This is a genomic window from Shimia sp. R9_1, assembly GCF_017743775.1.
In the GTDB taxonomy this organism is placed as follows: Bacteria; Pseudomonadota; Alphaproteobacteria; order Rhodobacterales; family Rhodobacteraceae; genus Shimia.
The window spans coordinates 251,779-267,791 of sequence record NZ_JAGHRN010000002.1; the positions used below are offsets into that span (position 1 = coordinate 251,779).

Here is a 16,013-nt window from a genome sequence, read left to right on the forward strand (position 1 = left end):
CCTTTGAGCTATTTTTCCCAGACATGGCAATCGATGACCTACGGCCTTGGCCGTCGCATGACGCTGTACTTCGGCCTCATGATCGGTGCCTTTGTGACCACGCTGATCTATCTCAACACCCTGACCCAGCTGGAGCTGGTGCGCACGCGTTTCTCGGAGCGCTCGGACGCGCTGGGGATCCTGATTCAGGAAGTGACGCTACCTTACCTCTTTGAGGGACGTCCGGCGGAGCTCGACATCATCTATCAGGAGCTGATGCGCCAGCCCGACATCCTGAGCCTCAAGTTTGTTGACCCAAACAGCTATCTGCTGGTGAACGGCGAAGAGGATGCCAATGCGCTCTTTCTCAGCCGGGTCGAAGATCCGCTGATCACGCTGGCGACCGAGACCCAGACAACCAATATCATCTCCGAGGACAACCGCATTCAGGTGGCGGTACCGGTGATCTATGGCAATGTGAACTACGGCACGATCCGTTTTGATCTGGATGGCGAACCCGCCAGCCGCGAAGTGAACCTGGTGCTGCGCCGGAACCTGCTTTTCGGGGTGTTTTTCACCCTCACAGGTGTCTTGCTGAGCATTTGGGTGTCACGCCGTCTGACCGAGCCGCTGGCGCGCCTGAACAGCGCCACAAAACGCGCCGCCAAAGGCAACCTCAATCAGTCCATTGTCATCCGCACCAATGACGAGGTCGAAAGCCTCGCCAACAGTTTCAACCTGATGCTGGGCAACCTGCGCGCCTGGGTGCAATCGCTGGAGGACACGCAGACCAAGCTTGAGGTGTCGGGCCGCGACCTGAACCTCAAGAACCAGGAGCTGCAAATCGCAGCGGAACAGGCCACAGCCGCCGAAAAGGCCAAATCCCAGTTCCTTGCGCGCATGAGCCACGAGATCCGCACACCGATGAACGGGGTACTTGGCATGGCGGAGCTGCTGGCGGACACCGATCTGTCGGTGGATCAGCAAAACCTGCTGGAATCGATCCACAGTTCCGGCTCCACCCTGCTGCGGATCATCAACGACATTCTGGATTTCTCCAAGATCGACAGCGATCACATGACCCTGCGCGAAGAGGCCTACCGCCCCAGCGACGTGATCGAAAACACCGCGCAGATGCTCTCCTTTCAAGCCGCGCAGGCGGGCGTTGATCTGATCACAAGGGTTGCGCCGGAGCTGCCCAAATCCCTGATGGGCGACGACTCGCGCCTGCAGCAGATCATCATCAATCTTGTGGGCAACGCGCTGAAGTTCACCGAAGAAGGCTATGTGCTGATCAACGCCACGCTCAAAGAGGATGACGGGCGCGAGGTGATGCAGGTGGATGTCTGCGACACCGGCATCGGCATCCCGAAAGACAAGCTTGAAACCGTGTTTGACCAGTTCACGCAGGTGGATGGCTCCTACAGCCGCCGCCATCAGGGCACAGGTCTGGGCCTTGCCATTGCCAAAGGCTTCACCGAACTCATGGGGGGGCGCATCTGGGTCACCTCTGAACTGGGCAAAGGCACCACGTTCAAATTCACCATTCCGATCAAAAAGCCTGACACGCCGCCGCCGCTGCATTCCGAGGACAGCGTCGATCTGGAAGGCCTCAGGGTTCTGGTTCTGCAATCCGAACCCACAGCGCTGTTTGTGACCAAGGAGATCCTGAACCAATGGGGCGCGGAGGCGCAGACCTTTGAGACCGCCGCTGCCGCGCTCAGCAGCCTGCGCGCTGCCACAGAGGCCAAGGAACCTTACGAGGTGATCATCACCGAAACCTCCCTGCCCGATATGGAGCAGGCCAAGCTCTTTGCCGAGCTCAAGGCGGCGCAGGGCCGCAAGAAGGCTCGTCTGATTGTGGTCAAACCGATCAGCGAAGCGCTCAAGACCGACAAGGTGAAAACACCGCAGGCCGATGCCGAACTGCTGAAACCTGTTCTGACACCCAAACTGCTGGCCGCCCTCGTGCCGGATGAAATCGACGCAGAAGAGGCCGCCGCCCCCAAGGCCTTCTTTGCCGCCAATGGCGCGCCCAAACCCATCGCGCAGGAGCTTTCAGAGCTGCCTGAGGACAAAACCATCCTGATTGTGGATGACAACAAAACCAACCGCAAACTCATCGAGGTCTTCCTCACAAGGCTTGGGATCAGCCATTACTCCGCCAATGACGGGGAACAGGCGATCAACCGGTTCCGCACCCACCGCCCCGATCTGGTGCTGATGGATGTGAGTATGCCGGTGATGAACGGGCTGGACGCAACCCGCGAAATCCGCGCGCTTGAGGCGCTTGGCGGCGCGGCCCGCAGCCAGATTGTCGGCCTGACAGCCCATTCCGCTCCCGAGGATCGGGAGGCCTGTCTGGAAAGCGGGATGGACGCGCATATGGCCAAACCGATCAAACTTCAGCAGCTCAAAAAGATCATCGCCGAACTTTGAGATTGATCACCGCTTGAGACGCGCAAGCTATTGAAATTCCGCTCTTTGCCCTGCAACACTCGGCGAAGTTGCAAGGAGCGGAACATGGCGAAGACAACACAGCATGTTGTGGTGGTGGGCGCGGGCATCAATGGCGCGGCCACGGCGCTTTGGCTGCGGCGCGCAGGCTCTGAAGTGACGCTGATTGACAAGGGCGCGCCGGGCATGGGTGCCTCTTTTGGCAATGCCTGCCTGCTGGCCAGCTGCGCGATTCTGCCCAATGCAACGCCGGGTCTGGCCAAAAAGGCCCCTGGTTATCTGCTCAACCCTGATTTCCCGCTCTTCATGCAATGGGGCCACCTGCCCCGGCTGGTGCCTTGGTTGCTGAAGTTCATGGGATATTCCAGCGACACCCATGTGCGCCGTATCACTCAGGCTCTGACAGATCTGATCGGCGACAGCGTCGAGCAACACAAGGCGCTGGCCGCGGGCACCGCAGCGGAGCGCTGGATCAAAGACACCGATTATCTCTTTGCCTATAAAGACCGCGCCGCATTTGACGCCGACAGCTACGTCTGGGACATGCGCGCCGAGATGGGCTTTGTGCCCGACCTCGTTGAAGGACAGGCGATACGGGAGATGGAGCCCATTCTGGGCGGAGACATCGGCCTGCTCGCGGTCAACAAGGCCCATGGCTATATCCTCAACCCCGCGTCTTACGTGAAAGCGCTGGTTGAGACATTCACCGGCATGGGCGGCCGCTTTGTGCAGGCGGAGGTGCGGGATTTTGATCTTTCAGGGGGCGATATCTCCGCCGTTCTGACCGATCAGGGCCGCATCGACTGTGACCACGCGGTGCTTTCTTCGGGGATCTGGTCCAAGGATCTGGCGCGCAAACTGGGCCTCACTGTGCCGCTGGAGGTCGAACGCGGCTACCACGTCACCTACCGCAACCCGTCGGTGCAGCCCAACAATCCGATGATGATCGCAGACGCCAAATTTGTCGCCACGCCCATGGATCAAGGGCTGCGCTGTGCCGGAATTGTCGAGTTTGGCGGCCTGTCAGAGCAGAAGTCCAAAGCCCCGCTCAAACTGCTACGCCGCAAGGTGGCGGAGGTGTTCCCTGATCTGAAAGCTGACAGCGAAGAGGAGTGGCTCGGCTTCCGCCCGACGCTGCCTGACAGCCTGCCGATGTTGGGAGAAATTGGCACAAGCGGTGTGTTTGCGGCCTTTGGCCATCAGCACATCGGCCTCACAGGTGGTGCAAAAACCGGACGTCTGGTGGCGGATCTGATCACCGGCAAAACGCCCAACATGGACCTCGCGCCCTACCACCCGCAACGTTTCACATGAAACATCGCCCGCAACATGGCGGGCGATTTTCTAAGTTTTATTAAGGATCAGGCGGATTTGCGTTCCGCTTCCGATGTGGACACCTCAGCTTCCACTGCTGAGCCTTCCACCACCTGATCATCCTCTTCCGAGACTTCTTCGGCATCTTCGACGGAGGATTTCTCGGAGTGATCCTCCAGCGCGCCGATGATCAGCGGCAGCATGGCTGCGCTGGCCTGGCTCTGGCCTTCGACTTCCGGCGGAGCCACCCAGCTCAGCGTGTCAAAGCTGTGGCAGGTCTCACAGGTTGGTGCCCACTCCGCATGGATATGACCACAGTTGTCGCACACCCACTGCGGACCACGCGGCGCGCTCAGCGCCTTGGCAAGGAACCCCTTCACCACGGCGTCGCTTGAGCCTTCGCCACGTTCTACGGCCGCCATGATGGTCAGCACCCGCTGCGTGGCCGCGCTCTCAACCAGATCGCCCAGCGCACGGCGTGCCGCCGGGAAATCTTCCGCCGCAATATAGAGCTCCGCCATGAGCATTTTGCTCTCGTCGTGCTCAGCCGTGGTCTTGATCAACGCGCTAAAGCGCTTGATGCGCGCCTCAGGTGTTTCATCAGGGGCGATCTCGGCAAAAGCAGCGGCAAGATCCGGATGCGGCTGGGTGTCCCAGGCTTTCTTGAGCAGGCGTGTCGCATAGCGCGCTTTGCCTTTCTCAATATAGCCGCGCGCCGCCAGAACCGCCGCAGGGATCAGATCCGGTGACAGACGGTTGGCCTCAATCGCCTGCTCCTGCGCCTCGATCGTGGTGTCCTCGGCCATCACATCCTTGGCTTCCGACAGCGCCAGAACCGCATCGCGCCGGCGGTGTACGTCACGCGGCAGATTGCCGTGACGCAGCTTGGCGTTCAGCGTGCCACGCGCGCCCTTCCAATCTTTGCTTTCGGTCTGAAGCCGCAGCAGCGTGTCCTGCACCTCTTCATGGCGCGGCTTCAGCGCAAAGGCGTTTTCCGCCAGCTTCAGCGCCACATCGGTGTCACCCGCCGCCAGCTTCTGCTTCATCAGGCCGCGCACACCGACAAACCGCGTGCTCTCGTCATTGAGCAGCTTTTTGTAGGTCTCTTCGGCCTTTTTGACATCGCCATGCATCTCAGCAGCCTGCGCCACAATGAGATTGGTCAACTGCGGCTTCATCAACAGCCGTTCTGCGCGCCGCGCTTTGTCCATCGCGATGCGCCCCTCACCGGAGGCCAGCGCCATGACGCTGTCAGACAACGCCTGATAGCCCTTTTGCTCGCGATTGCGGTCAAAATAGCGGCTGATCGCGGTTTCATCCCCGTTGAGGAATTTCAGCACCGCCACAAGGAACCCCAGAAGCTTGATACCCACCCAGACAGTAGCCACCAGAGCGGCCAGCGCCAGCGCGGTCTGGAACGGGCCGAGGCTGTATTCCACCCCGCCCACGGTCAGCATCACGCCGCCTTCGCTTTCAAGCAGGTAAATCGAGCCAAAGGTCAGCCCGGTGACAATGGCAACAAACGCAATAATTTTGATCAGGGACCAGAGCATGAAATGACCTTCAGTTACTGTTTAGGGTTTGTGCCAGATCTTCGGCAGCTTGCGTGGCGTCAGCCCGGGTTTGCGCCTGCGCAACCCACTCTGCCATCACGGATTTCGGCCCCTCGGCCAATGTGTCGATCTCGCCCAGCGCTGTCGCCAGATCACCCGCCTTCAGGGCCGCTTCGGCCCGGCTGAGGATCGCATCTGTATCGCTGCCTTCGCGGGCCTCAACAGAGCGTGCGCCAAACTGGGTTTTGAAGAAATTGCCAAGGGTGCTGCCTTGGGCATCATCCACCTTATCCGCCCGCGCCTTGGCTAGGGCCGCGCGTGCCGCATCCGGATAACTCTCGATCAGCGCAGAGAGCGGGATGATCCCGTCATCGGCAAACTGTTCCAGAACCGGCGCAACCTCCTGCCCGGTGGCAGACCGCAGATCAACCACCGCAGCCCGATACGGCGCGCCGCTCTCAAGCGCGGCCACGATGCGGGTTACAGAAGAGCGCGCCAAAGCCGTCTTAGCCGACAAATCCGCGCGGTCTTTCAGCTCCGCCGCTTCCGCTTTCTGGGCCGCAACCAGATCTTTGAGGTCTTTCACCTCGCGCTCATAGGCGGCCACCGCCGCCGCGCCCAACCCTTCGGTCAGCGGGCGCTTTTCGATATCCATCAGACGGGCTTCAAAAGTGGCCACCGCCTCAGACAGGCTGCCCACATCGGCGCGCAGCGTCTCAAGCGCGCTTGCAGCCGCATCCGCTGCGCCTTGCGCTCCACTTGCCGCCGCAGAGCTTGCGCTCACACCGCCCTGCAACTCAGCCAGCGCGGCATTCTGTGCCTCAAGCTGCGCAGTGAGCTCGGCAAGTGTTGCCTTGGTGTCGCCGCCAAGACCAAGCTGATCGCCAAAATAGATTGCCCCGCCAAATCCGATGACAGCCGCGATGACACCGCCAAACACCAACGGCACAAAGCCGCCGCGACGGACGTCCTGTGGCGCAGGCGCTGGCGCTACTGGCTCAGGCTTTTCAGAGACCACGCGCTCAAACTCCGGCTCTTGCGCGGATGGCTCGTCTGCACTGTCCAGCGCATCCTCAGAGAGATCAGTATCCGAAGCATCTTCAGAGGCGTCCTCTTCCTCTGTTGCGTCAGCGGCCATGTCGTCCGCCCCATCCGCTGCCTCGGCGACCTCCTCAGGATCTTCGTCTGAAATTTGCTCAGCGGTCTCCGCTGTCTCCTCCAGGGTTGTCTCCTCAGCGGCCTCTTCAGTGGCCTTTTCAGAGGCCTCCGCTGCGGTTTCCTCGGAAACCTCCTCCACTATTTCGGCATCTTCGATCGTGTCCGCGGCCTCCACCGCCTCCACCTGATCCTTGTTCGGCTTGTCCGACTTGTCCGTGGTCCCCACCGGTCACCCTTTCGAATCCGTTTTTGCAAATGCAGCACCAAGTCTAGGCGAGCGTGGCGACTCGCTCAATGCGTCACCCTGCGTCCAACAGTCTCGTGATCGCATCCGCCATGGCCCCCGCCTCTTTTTTGGCCGCCAAAACAACCTGTTCACAGGGCAAATCCCCCAAGGCATCTTGTGTCGCGCCACTGATCGCCACCACATGCAAAGCGGCCTTGATCGGGCCAAGTCCCTGCAACTGATGCGCAAATTGTTCTGCGGCATTTGGCGAAAAAAGCGGCACCAAGACAGGCTTTTCCTGCATGAGCCGCGATTTTGCGGCCTCTGACAGCTCAGAAGGAACCTGCCGGTACACCGCCGTTTCGCGCGTCTCGATGCCCAGAGCGGTCAGCCGAACTGCCAAATCGCCCCGCGACAAAACCCCGCGCAGATGCAAAAGCGGCCCCTTGGGCGCATCGGCTGAAATTCGCGCATAAAGCGCATCCGCGTCGCCTTCCGCTGCAATGGCACGCCAACCTCTGGCCGCTGCGATCTCTGCCGTGGCCTTGCCAACGCACCAGGCGGGCAGGTTCTTCCCATCCACCACTGCCACCGCATTGCGGGAGGTGAACACAACGCCAGTGACATCTGAAAGATCGACCTCTGCGCCGGTGGGCACAATCTCCACAATCGGGGAAATCTCAATCGGCGCAACCACGCCGCGCGCACGCAACACCGCCGCAAACCGCTCCGCATCCGCCAAAGGCCGGGTCAGCAAAATCGAAGCGGGTGTTTGCGGCATTCAGGCCACCGGGATTGTTTGAACGATAGGGAGGTGTTACCTGCCACAGAACCTACGCGCAACGGCAAGGACACCCGCCGCCATGACTGAAACGCTCACCATTCTTGGCATTGAGAGCAGCTGTGATGACACCGCTGCCGCGATCCTGCGCCAACCTGCGGGCGCTGAGGCCGATATCCTCGCCTCCGTCGTGCACGGGCAAACCGATCTGCACGCCCCTTACGGCGGCGTGGTGCCCGAGATCGCCGCCCGCGCCCATGCCGAGAAGGTAGACATCTGTATTCAGCAGGCGCTTGAAGCCTCCGGCGTGACGCTGAAGGATCTGGACGCCGTTGCCGTCACTGCGGGGCCCGGTCTGATTGGCGGGGTGATTTCCGGTGTGATGTGCGCGAAAGGGCTGTCGGCCAGCCTTGGCATCCCGCTCATTGGGGTGAACCATCTCGCCGGTCACGCCCTGACCCCGCGCCTCACCGATCAGGTGGCCTTCCCCTATCTGATGCTGCTGGTGTCGGGCGGGCATTGCCAGTTCCTAATCGCCCATGGCCCGGAAAAATTCTCCCGACTTGGCGGCACAATTGATGACGCCCCCGGCGAAGCCTTTGACAAAACCGCGCGTCTGCTTGGGCTGCCGCAGCCGGGTGGGCCTTCGGTGCAGGCGGAGGCAGAGAAAGGCGACGCCAAGCGGTTCCGCTTCCCCCGCCCGCTGCTGGATCGCCCCGGATGCGACATGTCTTTCTCCGGCCTGAAGACAGCTTTGTTGCGCCAGCGCGATGCCATCATCGCGGAAAAAGGCGGGCTGACCGTGCAGGACCGCGCCGACCTCTGTGCCGGATTTCAGGCCGCTGTGGTGGATGTGCTGGCGGAAAAGACCCGCCGCGCGCTGGAGACATATCTGGCGGAAAACCCCTCTGAGCCGCTTCTGGCTGTGGCCGGTGGCGTGGCGGCAAATACCGCCATTCGGGCCAGATTAGAGACTGTTTGTGCCGATCTTGGCGTGACTTTCACCGCCCCGCCACTGGCGCTTTGCACCGATAACGCGGCGATGATCGCTTATGCCGGGCTGGAGCGGTTTCGCGCAGGGGAGCAGGACGACATGTCGCTTGTAGCGCGCCCCCGTTGGCCACTGGACCAATCCGCGCCTGCGCTTCTTGGCTCCGGCAAGAAAGGGGCCAAAGCATGATCTCCGTTCTGGGCGCAGGCGCCTTTGGCACCGCACTGGCCGTGGCCTTTGCCAAAGGTGGCACCGAGGTGACCCTTTGGGCGCGTGACGCCAAGGCTGTCGAGGTGATGCGCAGCACAGGGGAAAACCCACGCCTGCCCGGTGTGACTCTGCCCGAAACCCTGACCATCACCGCCGATTTTACCCACGCCCTGTCAGATGTCATTCTGCTGGCCGCGCCCATGCAGCGGTTGCGCGGCGTTCTGGAAGCCCATCCGGAGCTTTCCGGCCGCACCCTTGTGGCCTGCTGCAAAGGCGTGGAGCTGGGCACAGAACTTGGCCCTGTGGCGCTGATCCGCGATGTGCTGCCGGACGCCACGCCTGCGATCCTCACCGGCCCCAGTTTTGCCGCCGATATAGCCCGCGGCCTGCCCACAGCGCTGACGCTGGCGACCCCGGATGAAGACACCGGAAAGGCACTTCAACAGAGACTGATATCGCCCAATTTGCGGATCTATCGCACAACTGACACCGTCGGTGCAGAGCTGGGCGGCGCGCTGAAAAACGTGATCGCCATCGCTTGTGGCATCGCCATGGGTGCGGGGCTTGGCGACAGTGCGCGCGCCGCGCTGATGACCCGTGGCTATGCGGAAATGGTGAGGATGGCGCGTGCGCTGGGTGCCCAAGGCGACACGCTGGCCGGGCTTTCCGGTTTTGGTGACCTCACCCTAACATGTTCATCGGAACAATCGCGCAACTACAGCTTTGGTCTGTCGCTCGGTCGAGGCGACAGCTTTGATGCGTCGGTGACGGTGGAAGGCGCCGCCACCGCCCGGGCCGCACTTGCGCGCGCCAAAACCCTGAACACTGACATGCCCATCACCGCTGCGGTGGTTGCGATCCTCGATGGGGGCTTGCAAATCCGCGACGCCATGGAAATGTTGCTCTCAAGACCACCCAAGGAGGAATAAACATGCTGATCGCCCTCATCGCCAAAGACAAAGCTGGCGCATTGGACATCCGCAAGGCCAACCGTGACGACCACGTGGCCTATCTGAAAAGCTCTGGCGAGACTGTCATGATGGCGGGCCCGTTTCTGGACGAGGCCGGCGACATGTGCGGCTCGCTGATCATCCTGAACGTCGCGGATATGGCCGAAGCCGAGGCCTGGGCCGCTGCGGACCCATACAAGGCTGCTGGCCTGTTTGAGAGCGTGGAGCTGACCGCCTGGAACAAGGTTCTGGGCTGATGCGCTATTGGCTGTTCAAATCGGAGCCCTCCACCTGGAGCTGGGAGCAACAGGTCGCCAAAGGCGAGGTTGGCGAAGAATGGGACGGCGTGCGCAACTATCAGGCGCGCAATTTCATGCGGGAAATGGCCGTGGGGGACCGCGGCTTTTTCTATCACTCTCAGAAAGAGAAATCCGTGGTCGGGATCATCGAGGTCTGCGCCGCAGCCCATCAAGACAGCACCACCGTTGACGAGCGCTGGGAATGCGTGGACATCAAGGCCATTGCCCCGGTGCCCAAACCGGTGACGCTTGCCATGATCAAGGACGATCCGCGCCTCACCGAGATGGCGCTTGTGAAAAGCTCCCGCCTGTCGGTGCAGCCGGTCACCGCCGAGGAATGGGCCATCGTCTGTGATCTGGGCGGTGTCAAACCCTGAGTTTTCAGGCATACTCTCCCCAGTCCAAATGTGAACGGGGAGGGTTCCATGGGATTTCTAGCCGTATGTGTCGCCGCTGTGGCGTCTTATGTCTTTGGGTCGGTCTGGTACATGGTGCTGGCCAAACCCTGGATGGCCGCCGCTGAGGTCAAGCTGGGCGACAACGGCCGCCCCCTCAACGCCAGCAATCCGGCCCCTTATATCGCCGCCTTTGTCTGCACACTGATTGTGGCGGGCATGATGCGCCACATCTTTTCGCTCTCAGGCATCACCAGCCCCGGCGCAGGACTGATCGGCGGGCTGGGTATTGGCCTGTTTCTGGCAACGCCCTGGATCATCACCAACTACAGCTTCGCCGGACGCCCGCGTGTCCTGATGCTGATCGACGGCGGCTACGCCACCATCGGCTGCGGGATTATCGGTGCGGTGCTGACTTTGTTTTGAGGTCGCTAGAAACGAAAAAGGCGGGCCTAAATGGGGCCAAGCCTATTTGCTTAGGTATCAAAAAACAGAATGACAATAAAACATAGGGGGCCTGCTTCCACTCGGTCAGACCCCCTATGCCCCCCGCGTGCTCCCATACCACCACACGCGTCTGTTATCTCTTAGGGTCCGGCCGTCCTAGCCCGACACATTATGCCTAGCGCAGACCCCCGCGTCGGTTCAATTATCAAGTACCGACAATATGAGGGGATCCATCAGGGTTTTGGAAAGACTTAAGGCGCGCGCTGGACCGGATCGCCAAAACGCGCGCCTTTCGTGAGTGGTGTATTCTTTAGCCGTAGTGGGCTTCTTTGCCGAAATGTTTGGTCAGCATATAGTAGACAACCGCACGGTATTTGTTGCGCTCGGATTTGCCGTACGTCTCAAACACCGCGTCAATCGCCTGCATCAGCTCCGGCCCGTCTGAAAGGCCCAACTTCTTGATGAGAAAGTTATTTTTCACGATTTCGATCTCTTCCGGCTGAGAGCTCGCCACCGTTGAGGCGTCATCATTGTAGATCGCCGGACCACATCCAATCGTGACTTTCGTCAGCAGATCCATATCCGGCGTCATGCCGCATTTGTTTTGCAGATCATCTGCATATTTGGCGATCAAATCGTCGCGTTTTCCCATGATACTCCCCTTATATTTTAGTCAATTTTTATAAACGAAAGCGGCCTATCTGCCGCTCTTGAGCGTCAAATTAGCTCTCAGGCCCCAAAGCGCAAAGGGAAAACCGCCCGGTCTTTCCCCTTCAAGCCGGTGCGCTGGCCATTTGCGGGCCCGCTCTCTAGGTTCAGGTCTTAGGGCATCTGGCCGCCACTCAAGCCAACAGGGGACACACCATGCTGCGATGGGGGATCATCGGAACCGGATTTATTTCGCATGCCATGCTCGGCGCGATCCGCGCCAGTGAGCGCTCTTCCGTGGCCATGATCTGCGGCCGCAACGAGACGGCGCTGGATGCGCTTGCCGCGCAGTATGACATCCCGGCCAGCACCACCGATCAGGCAACCCTGCTCGCCAACGCGGATATGGATGTGGTCTATATCGCGCTGCCCAACCATCTGCACCGCGCCGCCACCGAAGCCGCCATGGCCGCAGGCAAACCCGTGCTGTGTGAGAAATCCCTGACCACAACCATGGAAGACGCCACCGCCCTTGCCGCCTCGGTGCGCAAGGCGGAGACCTTCTTTCTGGAAGGTCTGATGTATCTGGCCCATCCCCTGATGGAGCAGCTTGTGACCGTGCTGCGCGATCCAACTGTGGGGGAGCTGCGGTCTGTGTCGGGGTTCTATGCCGCCGATATCTGGCAGGTGGTCAATCCGGCGGGAGGTGGCACGCTTTATAATCTTGGCTGTTATCCGGCCTCACTGCTGCATCTGGTGGTGCAAACCATGTGCGGGCAGGAGGCCTTTGCCGCGCGGCAACTCACGGGCTTTGGCAACCTTGGCAAGGACGCCACCTTGCAGGATGCAAGTGTCTCTGTGCGGTTTGACAATGGTGTTCTGGCCAATCTGCACAGCACGGATGGCCATGGTCTCGCCCATGAGTTTGTGATCGTGACCACCAAAGGCACGCTGCGGTTTGCTACCAATCCCTGGCTGCCTGAACCGGGCGAAAGCCGCATGATCTGGCAACCCTACGACGGCCCTGCGCGCGAAATCGTGGTGCGTTCTGAGCAGGATGCCTTCTATCATCAGACCCGCATGGTAGAGCGCGCGCTGCGCAACGGTGCAAAGGCCGCAGACCGGCCCAGTCCACGGCTCTCAGACAGTCTGGAAATCATGCAGTTTCTGACAGAATGGGAGGCGGCCTGCCGCCCCTAGGCCACGCTCAGGTCTCCGCCAGAATCTTCGCCAGATAGGCGCCATAAGCGCTTTTCTCAAAAAGCTTGGCGCGCTCGGCAAGCTGCTCCACCGAAATCCAGCCGCGATCAAAGGCGATCTCTTCCAGACAGCCGGTCTGCAGCCCTTGCCGGTTTTCCAGCGTGCGCACAAAATTGCTCGCGTCCAGCAGCGAAGCGTGCGTGCCGGTATCAAGCCAGGCATAACCCCGCCCCATGGTCTCGACATGGAGTTTGCCCTCGGTCAGATAGGTCTGCAGCAGATCGGTGATCTCAAGCTCCCCGCGCGGGGAAGGTTTGACACTGCGCGCCCGCTCCGGCGCTTCCTGATCAAGGAAATACAGCCCAGTCACCGCATAGTTGGAAGGGGGCACCGCCGGCTTCTCCACGATCTCACGCGCCTGCCCTTCCGCATCAAAAGACACCACGCCATAACGCTCCGGATCCTGCACATGATAGCCAAAAACTGTGCCGCCAACCACGCGCTGATCCGCTGCTGCCAGCACCTCAGGGAGGCCGTGACCAAAGAAGATATTGTCGCCAAGCACCAATGTGGATGGCGCCCCATCCAGAAACTCTTCTGCAAGAATAAAGGCCTGCGCCAGCCCATCCGGTGACGGCTGAACCACATAGGTGAGCGAGATCCCCCACTGACTACCATCCCCGAGGAGCCGCTTGAACTGCTCCTGATCCTGCGGCGTCGTGATGATGCAGATCTCGCGAATGCCTGCCAGCATCAGCACCGAAACCGGATAGTAGATCATCGGTTTGTCATAGATCGGCAAAAGCTGTTTTGAGACAGCCATGGTGACCGGATGCAGGCGTGACCCCGTTCCGCCCGCCAGAATGATGCCTTTGCGCTGTGTCATATCTATCTGTCCAATTTCTTCAAAACGTCCGCCAACTCAATGCGCCAATCAGAACGCTCGATGCCAAAGGTGGCAAGCGTCTGACTGTTGTCCAGACGAGAATTTTTGGGCCGCGCGGCCGGGGTTGGGTAGGCGCTGCTTGGAATGTCTTCAACCGCGCAGCTCAAACCTGCCTGCGCAAAGATCTCTCGGGCAAAATATGCCCAGCTCACATCCGGTCCGCCCGAAAGGTGATAGGTGCCGCTTTGCCCGGGGCTCACTGTGATAGCGCGCGCAACGGTCAGACAGCTCTGCGCGATATGGGCCGCCCTGGTCGGCCCGCCGATCTGATCAGCCACAATGGTGAGGACGTCGCGCTCTGCCCCAAGCCGCAGCATGGTTTTGACAAAGTTATTGCCGTGCTCGGAAAACACCCAGGAGGTGCGCAGGATCGCATGGGTACCACCCGCTGCACGCACCGCCTCTTCGCCCGCCAATTTGGAGCGACCATAGGCCCCCAATGGCGCGGTGGGATGGTCTGTTGCAAAGGGCGCCTCACCCGCGCCGTCAAAGACGTAGTCGGTTGAGATATGCACAAACGGCAGACCCCGATCGGCACAAGCCGCAGCAATCGCCCCCGGTGTGGTGCCGTTTATTGCGGTCGCAACCGCCTCATCACTCTCCGCCTGATCCACCGCCGTATATGCCACCGCGTTGATCACAACATCCGCATCTGTCGTCCTGACCAGCGCGGCGCAGGCATCGGGCTGGATGAAATCGGCTTGGCTGCGATCCACCGCTTCAATGGTCAGATCAGCCTCGGCTTCACCACAGGCGATCAACGCCCTCGCCACCTGACCGGACTTGCCAAAAACCAGTGCCTTCATGACGCATCAGCCGCATCTTTGGCACTGCGGTCCGCATCTTCGCCAATGCGTTCTCCCACGCGATGCCGATTGAGCAGCGGCTGCCACCAGGCCTCATTGTCCAGATACCAGGCCACGGTCTTGCGCAGCCCTTCCTCCACGGTGACCGACGGACGCCAGCCCAGCTCTTTGCGAATGCGGGTCGGGTCAATCGCATAGCGCGCATCATGGCCGGGGCGATCGGTCACAAAAGTGATCAGATCGGCATAGGCCCCGCTCTCCCGCGGCCGCAGCTCATCAAGGATCGCACAGAGCGTCTGCACCAGTTGCAGGTTGGTGCGCTCGTTCTCGCCACCAATGTTGTAGGTCCGCCCAACAACGCCCTGTTTCACCACCGTCAGCAACGCATCCGCGTGGTCTTCCACATAAAGCCAATCCCGCACATTGGATCCGTCGCCGTAAATCGGCAGCGGCTTTCCTGCGAGGGCGTTCAGGATCACAACGGGGATGAGCTTCTCCGGGAAGTGATACGGCCCGTAGTTGTTGGAACAATTGGTCAGCAGAACCGGCAGCCCGTAGGTCTCCGCCCAGGCCCGCACCAGATGGTCTGAGGCCGCTTTTGAGGCGGAATAGGGACTGCGTGGATCATAGGCGGTGTCCTCGGTGAACTGCACCTCAGGATCCGCTGGCAGACTGCCATAGACCTCATCCGTTGAGATGTGGTGGAAGCGAAACCCCTCCGGTTTGCCCTTCTCAATCCAATACTGGCGCGCCGCCTCCAGCATGTTGAATGTGCCGGTGATATTGGTCTCAATGAAATCGCCGGGGCCATCAATGGACCGATCCACATGGGACTCTGCCGCCAGATGCATCACAGCATCCGGTTGATGCCTTGCAAACACTTGGTTGAGCGCTGCGCGGTCGCGAATATCCACATGTTCAAATTGATAGCCCGGATGGTTTGCAACCGAAGCCACATTCTCCAGACAGGCCGCATATGTCAGCGCATCGAGATTGACCACCTCATGCCCGTCAGAAATCGCCTGACGCACCACGGCCGAGCCAATGAACCCAGCGCCCCCTGTCACCAAGATCTTCATGCTGTCACCCTTCCCACGTGAAAGGACTGTCAAAATCGCTCAGCGATGGCGCGATGGCGTCTTTGTCCGACAGCACCACGTCGCCCTCATGCTCCCAATCCACACCACAGCTGTCCCAACGCACAGCGCCATCACACTCGGGTGCGTAGTAATCTGTGCATTTGTAGATGATTTCGGTCATGGGCGCGCGGGTGATGAAACCGTGCAGAAATCCTTTTGGCACCAAAAGCTGTCTGCCGTTTGCTGCGGTCAGCTCAATCGCAACATGCGCTCCATAGGTCGGCGAGCCCCTGCGCACATCCACGGCCACGTCCAGCAATGCCCCCTGCCCGCACCGCACCAGCTTGTCCTGCGCATGTGGCGGAGACTGAAAATGCAGCCCACGCACTGTGCCGACTTCGGCCGACATGGAATGATTGTCCTGCACAAACTCCAGATCAATGCCATGATCCAGAAGCCGCTGCTTGTTCCAGCTTTCGGAGAAAAAGCCACGGGCATCCCCAAAACGCGCCGGGGTCAGGACTAAAACACCTTCAAGGGCGGTCTGTTCAATCTGCATCTCATCTCCAAACAC

Annotated in this window: 16 protein-coding genes; 8 read left to right on the top strand and 8 right to left on the bottom strand. The window is 60.4% G+C overall.

Going from position 1 to position 16,013, the window contains the following annotated elements:
• Positions 1-3: 3 nt before the first annotated feature.
• Positions 4-2,418, top strand: coding sequence for a response regulator (locus tag J7399_RS07555; RefSeq protein WP_209085049.1), 2,415 nt, complete (start codon positions 4-6; stop codon positions 2,416-2,418).
• Positions 2,419-2,502: 84 nt separating this feature from the next.
• Positions 2,503-3,750, top strand: coding sequence for an FAD-binding oxidoreductase (locus tag J7399_RS07560; RefSeq protein WP_209085050.1), 1,248 nt, complete (start codon positions 2,503-2,505; stop codon positions 3,748-3,750).
• 47 nt (positions 3,751-3,797) lie between these two features.
• Here J7399_RS07560 and J7399_RS07565 read toward each other — a convergent pair whose 3' ends face one another.
• The 3 genes from J7399_RS07565 to J7399_RS07575 all read right to left on the bottom strand — a co-directional run bounded on the left by J7399_RS07565 (position 3,798) and on the right by J7399_RS07575 (position 7,468).
• Positions 3,798-5,303, bottom strand: a complete 1,506-nt coding sequence (locus tag J7399_RS07565; RefSeq protein WP_209085051.1) for a heme biosynthesis HemY N-terminal domain-containing protein — start codon at positions 5,301-5,303, stop codon at positions 3,798-3,800.
• A gap of 10 nt (positions 5,304-5,313) precedes the next feature.
• Positions 5,314-6,687: a mitofilin family membrane protein gene (locus J7399_RS21175; protein ID WP_209085052.1), complete on the bottom strand. Its 1,374-nt coding sequence runs from the start codon at positions 6,685-6,687 to the stop codon at positions 5,314-5,316.
• 73 nt (positions 6,688-6,760) lie between these two features.
• On the bottom strand, positions 6,761-7,468 hold the full coding sequence (locus J7399_RS07575; RefSeq protein WP_209085053.1) for a uroporphyrinogen-III synthase: 708 nt from the start codon (positions 7,466-7,468) through the stop codon (positions 6,761-6,763).
• Positions 7,469-7,550: 82 nt separating this feature from the next.
• On the opposite strand from J7399_RS07575, the gene tsaD reads away from it, so the two are divergent.
• From tsaD to J7399_RS07600, 5 genes are read left to right on the top strand one after another with little or no spacing between them, the layout of a single operon-like run.
• Entirely contained in the window at positions 7,551-8,648 is a 1,098-nt protein-coding gene (gene tsaD / locus J7399_RS07580) for a tRNA (adenosine(37)-N6)-threonylcarbamoyltransferase complex transferase subunit TsaD (protein ID WP_209085054.1), read from the top strand.
• Complete coding sequence (locus J7399_RS07585) at positions 8,645-9,598, top strand: NAD(P)H-dependent glycerol-3-phosphate dehydrogenase (protein WP_209085055.1); 954 nt, start codon at positions 8,645-8,647, stop codon at positions 9,596-9,598. The genes tsaD and J7399_RS07585 overlap by 4 nt, the downstream gene beginning before the upstream one ends.
• A gap of 2 nt (positions 9,599-9,600) precedes the next feature.
• Entirely contained in the window at positions 9,601-9,876 is a 276-nt protein-coding gene (locus J7399_RS07590) for a YciI family protein (RefSeq protein WP_209058110.1), read from the top strand.
• Positions 9,876-10,295, top strand: coding sequence for an EVE domain-containing protein (locus tag J7399_RS07595; RefSeq protein ID WP_209085057.1), 420 nt, complete (start codon positions 9,876-9,878; stop codon positions 10,293-10,295). Before J7399_RS07590 ends, J7399_RS07595 begins: the two co-directional genes overlap by 1 nt.
• A 48-nt stretch (positions 10,296-10,343) precedes the next feature.
• Complete coding sequence (locus J7399_RS07600; protein ID WP_209085059.1) at positions 10,344-10,739, top strand: DUF1761 domain-containing protein; 396 nt, start codon at positions 10,344-10,346, stop codon at positions 10,737-10,739.
• Positions 10,740-11,070: 331 nt separating this feature from the next.
• Here J7399_RS07600 and J7399_RS07605 read toward each other — a convergent pair whose 3' ends face one another.
• The gene (locus J7399_RS07605) at positions 11,071-11,412 is read right to left on the bottom strand and encodes a DUF2853 family protein (RefSeq protein ID WP_209058117.1); all 342 of its coding nucleotides are present in this window, start codon (positions 11,410-11,412) and stop codon (positions 11,071-11,073) included.
• A gap of 212 nt (positions 11,413-11,624) precedes the next feature.
• On the opposite strand from J7399_RS07605, the gene J7399_RS07610 reads away from it, so the two are divergent.
• Positions 11,625-12,608 carry a Gfo/Idh/MocA family oxidoreductase gene (locus J7399_RS07610; RefSeq protein WP_209085061.1) on the top strand — a complete coding sequence of 328 codons (984 nt, stop codon included), beginning with the start codon at positions 11,625-11,627 and terminating at the stop codon, positions 12,606-12,608.
• 7 nt (positions 12,609-12,615) lie between these two features.
• On the opposite strand, the gene rfbA is transcribed toward J7399_RS07610, so the two are convergent.
• The 4 genes from rfbA to rfbC are packed head-to-tail and all read right to left on the bottom strand — an operon-like array spanning position 12,616 to position 15,998.
• On the bottom strand, positions 12,616-13,494 hold the full coding sequence (rfbA, locus tag J7399_RS07615) for a glucose-1-phosphate thymidylyltransferase RfbA (RefSeq protein WP_209085063.1): 879 nt from the start codon (positions 13,492-13,494) through the stop codon (positions 12,616-12,618).
• A 2-nt stretch (positions 13,495-13,496) separates the two neighbouring features.
• Positions 13,497-14,360, bottom strand: a complete 864-nt coding sequence (gene rfbD / locus J7399_RS07620) for a dTDP-4-dehydrorhamnose reductase (protein WP_209085065.1) — start codon at positions 14,358-14,360, stop codon at positions 13,497-13,499.
• Positions 14,357-15,439, bottom strand: coding sequence for a dTDP-glucose 4,6-dehydratase (rfbB, locus tag J7399_RS07625; protein ID WP_209085067.1), 1,083 nt, complete (start codon positions 15,437-15,439; stop codon positions 14,357-14,359). Before rfbB ends, rfbD begins: the two co-directional genes overlap by 4 nt.
• Before the next feature lie 4 nt (positions 15,440-15,443).
• Positions 15,444-15,998 carry a dTDP-4-dehydrorhamnose 3,5-epimerase gene (gene rfbC / locus J7399_RS07630; RefSeq protein WP_209085069.1) on the bottom strand — a complete coding sequence of 185 codons (555 nt, stop codon included), beginning with the start codon at positions 15,996-15,998 and terminating at the stop codon, positions 15,444-15,446.
• Between the last annotated feature and the right edge of the window lie 15 nt (positions 15,999-16,013).

Coding starts and splice junctions, on each gene's coding strand:
- J7399_RS07595 (WP_209085057.1), top strand. CDS start 9,876: ATGCGCTATTGGCTGTTCAAATCGGAGCCCTCCACCTGGAGCTGGGAG.
- J7399_RS07600 (WP_209085059.1), top strand. CDS start 10,344: ATGGGATTTCTAGCCGTATGTGTCGCCGCTGTGGCGTCTTATGTCTTT.
- J7399_RS07585 (WP_209085055.1), top strand. CDS start 8,645: ATGATCTCCGTTCTGGGCGCAGGCGCCTTTGGCACCGCACTGGCCGTG.
- rfbC (WP_209085069.1), bottom strand. CDS start 15,998: ATGCAGATTGAACAGACCGCCCTTGAAGGTGTTTTAGTCCTGACCCCG.
- tsaD (WP_209085054.1), top strand. CDS start 7,551: ATGACTGAAACGCTCACCATTCTTGGCATTGAGAGCAGCTGTGATGAC.
- J7399_RS07610 (WP_209085061.1), top strand. CDS start 11,625: ATGCTGCGATGGGGGATCATCGGAACCGGATTTATTTCGCATGCCATG.
- J7399_RS07575 (WP_209085053.1), bottom strand. CDS start 7,468: ATGCCGCAAACACCCGCTTCGATTTTGCTGACCCGGCCTTTGGCGGAT.
- rfbD (WP_209085065.1), bottom strand. CDS start 14,360: ATGAAGGCACTGGTTTTTGGCAAGTCCGGTCAGGTGGCGAGGGCGTTG.
- J7399_RS07565 (WP_209085051.1), bottom strand. CDS start 5,303: ATGCTCTGGTCCCTGATCAAAATTATTGCGTTTGTTGCCATTGTCACC.
- rfbA (WP_209085063.1), bottom strand. CDS start 13,494: ATGACACAGCGCAAAGGCATCATTCTGGCGGGCGGAACGGGGTCACGC.
- J7399_RS07590 (WP_209058110.1), top strand. CDS start 9,601: ATGCTGATCGCCCTCATCGCCAAAGACAAAGCTGGCGCATTGGACATC.
- J7399_RS07560 (WP_209085050.1), top strand. CDS start 2,503: ATGGCGAAGACAACACAGCATGTTGTGGTGGTGGGCGCGGGCATCAAT.
- rfbB (WP_209085067.1), bottom strand. CDS start 15,439: ATGAAGATCTTGGTGACAGGGGGCGCTGGGTTCATTGGCTCGGCCGTG.
- J7399_RS07605 (WP_209058117.1), bottom strand. CDS start 11,412: ATGGGAAAACGCGACGATTTGATCGCCAAATATGCAGATGATCTGCAA.